At 72.4% G+C, this 2,661-nt stretch carries 2 protein-coding genes; both read right to left on the bottom strand.

Annotation, left to right across the window (positions count from 1 at the left end):
- Positions 1 to 99: 99 nt before the first annotated feature.
- A complete protein-coding gene (locus ABZ260_RS49590) occupies positions 100 to 1,689 on the bottom strand; it encodes an AMP-binding protein (RefSeq protein ID WP_355632535.1) in 1,590 nt (529 codons plus the stop codon).
- A 21-nt stretch (positions 1,690 to 1,710) separates the two neighbouring features.
- Entirely contained in the window at positions 1,711 to 2,592 is an 882-nt protein-coding gene (locus tag ABZ260_RS49585) for a hypothetical protein (protein WP_355632532.1), read from the bottom strand.
- Positions 2,593 to 2,661: the final 69 nt, after the last annotated feature.

The following is a 2,661-nucleotide window of genomic DNA, read 5'->3' as shown; positions in this document are numbered from 1 at the left end:
GCGGACGACCAGCCTGAAGCGCCGCACGCGCCCTTCCTTGCGCCACAACATCCCCCTCGAAGATCGAGGTGTTGCGACGACCGGTTGAATCCGCCCTGTCTACGGGGTCGTCCGCGCGCGCAGGGCGCGTTTGTCTATCTTCCCGTTGCCGGTGACGGGAAGGGCGTCGACCACGATCACCCGCCTGGGCACCTTGTAGTTGGACATGTTGTCGCGGGCCCAGGAGATGACCTTCTCCGGCTCGACGGCCGCCCCCGGCCTCGGGACCACGAACGCCCAGCCGACCTCGCCCATCCGCTCGTCGGGCACCGAGACCACCGCGGCCTGGGCCAGGGAGCCCTCCCGCAGCAGGAGCCCCTCCACCTCGGCGGGGGAGACGTTGAACCCTCCGGCGATGAACAGCTCCTTCTTACGGTCCACGATGGTGAGGTCGCCTCGGGTGTCGAGGGCGCCGATGTCGCCGGTGTGCAGCCAGCCGTCCCTGATCACCTCGGCCGTTCTTTCCGGCTCGCCCCAGTAGCCGCGCATGACCCCGTACCCGCGGACGAGGACCTCGCCGCGCTCGCCGCGCGGCACCTCCAGGCCGTCGTCGCCGACGATCCGCACCTCCATGCCCGGCACGGGGCGGCCCGTGCTGCCCGCGATGACCTCCACGGGGTCGTCGGCCCTGGTCATGGAGACGACCGTGCCCTCCATCAACCCGTACGCGTTGATCATGCGTTCCAGGCCGATCCGCTCCAGCAGCCTGCGTACCAGCTCGGAGGGGACGGAGGCCGCCCCGCAGATCGCCACGCGCACCGAGTGCTCGCCGATCTCGGTCTCCTCGAGCAGCCGGTGGAACAGCGTCGGGGGCCCGGCCAGGATCGTGATCCCGCCGTCGCGGATCAGGCCGGCCAGCAGGTCGGGGCCGAACGTGGCGATCGGCATCATCGTGGCCCTGCGCATGACCGAGGCCAGCAGCCCGGCGTTGAGCCCGAAGCCGTGCGCGAACGGGGCGATCACCGGGTAGCGGTCGCCGGGGCCGAGCGTGACGATCTCCGCCCAGTCCCAGTAACCGCGCAGCATCCGGTCGTGTTCGAGCATCACGCCCTTGGGCGTGCCCGTGGTGCCCGAGGTGGAGATGATCTCGCACAGGTCGTCAGGTCGTACGGCCAGCGCGCGCTCCTCGGCCTCGGCGCGCCCGATGAGGGAACCGGCGACGAGTACCTGCGAGGGCTGCGCCGAGCCGGGCCGTTCCAGCCCCTCGGGCACGATCGAGTGCCGCAGGTCCGGCAGGCCGGCGAAGGGCAGGCCGCCGCCCGTCTCGCCGGCGGCCTCGGCCAGCAGGTCGGCCAGGACGGCGCCGTCGTGACCGTACCCGGTGATCAGCACGCTCACCCCGGTCGAGCGGAGCGTCGCGGCGGCCTCGATGCCCTTGTAGCGCGACGACAGCGGCACGAGCACCGCGCCGGCGTCCCAGACGCCGAACGCGGTGATCACCCAGTGCGCGTCGTTCGGGCCCCAGACGGCGACCCGGTCGCCAGGCAGCACGCCCAGCGCGATCAGGCCCCTGGCGACCTCGCCCGCCCGGTCGCGCAGCTCGGCGAGGGTCAGCCGGACCGTCCCGTCGTCCACGACGACGTCCGAGGGGTGATCGCCGGACAGGGCGCGGAGCATGCGGGGAATCGTCCGCCAGCCGGGTACTTCCATAGCGGTCGCGCCTTTCGTGGATCAGCGGGCGATGGCTGTGCGATCCCTGCCCAGGTGGTGGCCTCGCGTGTCGTTCACCACGCCGGGGGAGACCGTCTCCGAGATCCGGTCGGAGATCTCGACGGCGATCGTGACCGGGGTGAGCGCCTTGAGCGACTGCTGGAGGCGCGACCTCCACATGGGATTCCCGACGAGGCTCTCCCGCTTGAAGGTCACGGTCAGGACCGCGGCGTCGAGCGTGCCCTGCCGCGAGACGCCCAGCTCCCAGCCGGAGACTCCGTCGATCTTGTTGAGCGCCCGCTGGATCCGGTTCAGCGACACCCACACCCCGCGCACCAGCACGTGGTCGCCGACCGTGTGCTCGGGGGCGGGGATCGCCTCCCCGCCGGAGACCCTGACCACCTGGCCGGTGCGCACCGCCTCCCCGGCCCGCGCGCCGGCGACGACCAGCTCGGCCGGCCCCGAGGAGTACGGCGGTGCCTGCAGCTCGTCCTTCTCCAGCGGGGCCAGGCCCACCGAGCCGGGTACGAGCAGGGTCAGCGGCGCCGACTCCGAGGACCGCCAACCCAGTGGCGTCGCGGTGAACGGCGAGCAGTAGACCTCCGTCACCCGTGCCCCGAACTCCGTCGCCAGATGCGACATCGTGCGGCGCGAGGCGATCTCCCCGGTCAGCACGACGTGCCGCAGGCCCAGGTCCAGCGGGTCCAGCAGGAATTCCAGGTGTAGCCGGGCCAGCAGGTCCATCGCGCCGGTCGGCGTGATCACCAGGGTGGTCGCGCCCAGCGACTCCAGCGCGTGGTGCAGCCTGAGCCTGCCCCGGGGGCCGACGGAGGCACCCGCCCCCGCGACCTCGGCGGCGGCGCGCGCCCACTGCGGGCTCGCCGCGGTGAACGCCGGGCTCACGGTTCCGCGACGTGCGGGCCCGAGCCACTGCGGTGCTCGAAGTTAAGCTGCGTCTCCGTCTGACGAACG

This window comes from Streptosporangium sp. NPDC006013 (assembly GCF_040614275.1).
GTDB lineage: Bacteria > Actinomycetota > Actinomycetes > Streptosporangiales > Streptosporangiaceae > Streptosporangium.
The sequence above is the reverse complement of the archived record's forward strand: the minus strand, read 5'-3'. Positions and strand labels throughout refer to the sequence as shown.

Excerpts from the sequence above, each read along its gene's own strand:
- ABZ260_RS49590 (WP_355632535.1), bottom strand. The coding sequence starts at position 1,689 with ATGGAAGTACCCGGCTGGCGGACGATTCCCCGCATGCTCCGCGCCCTG.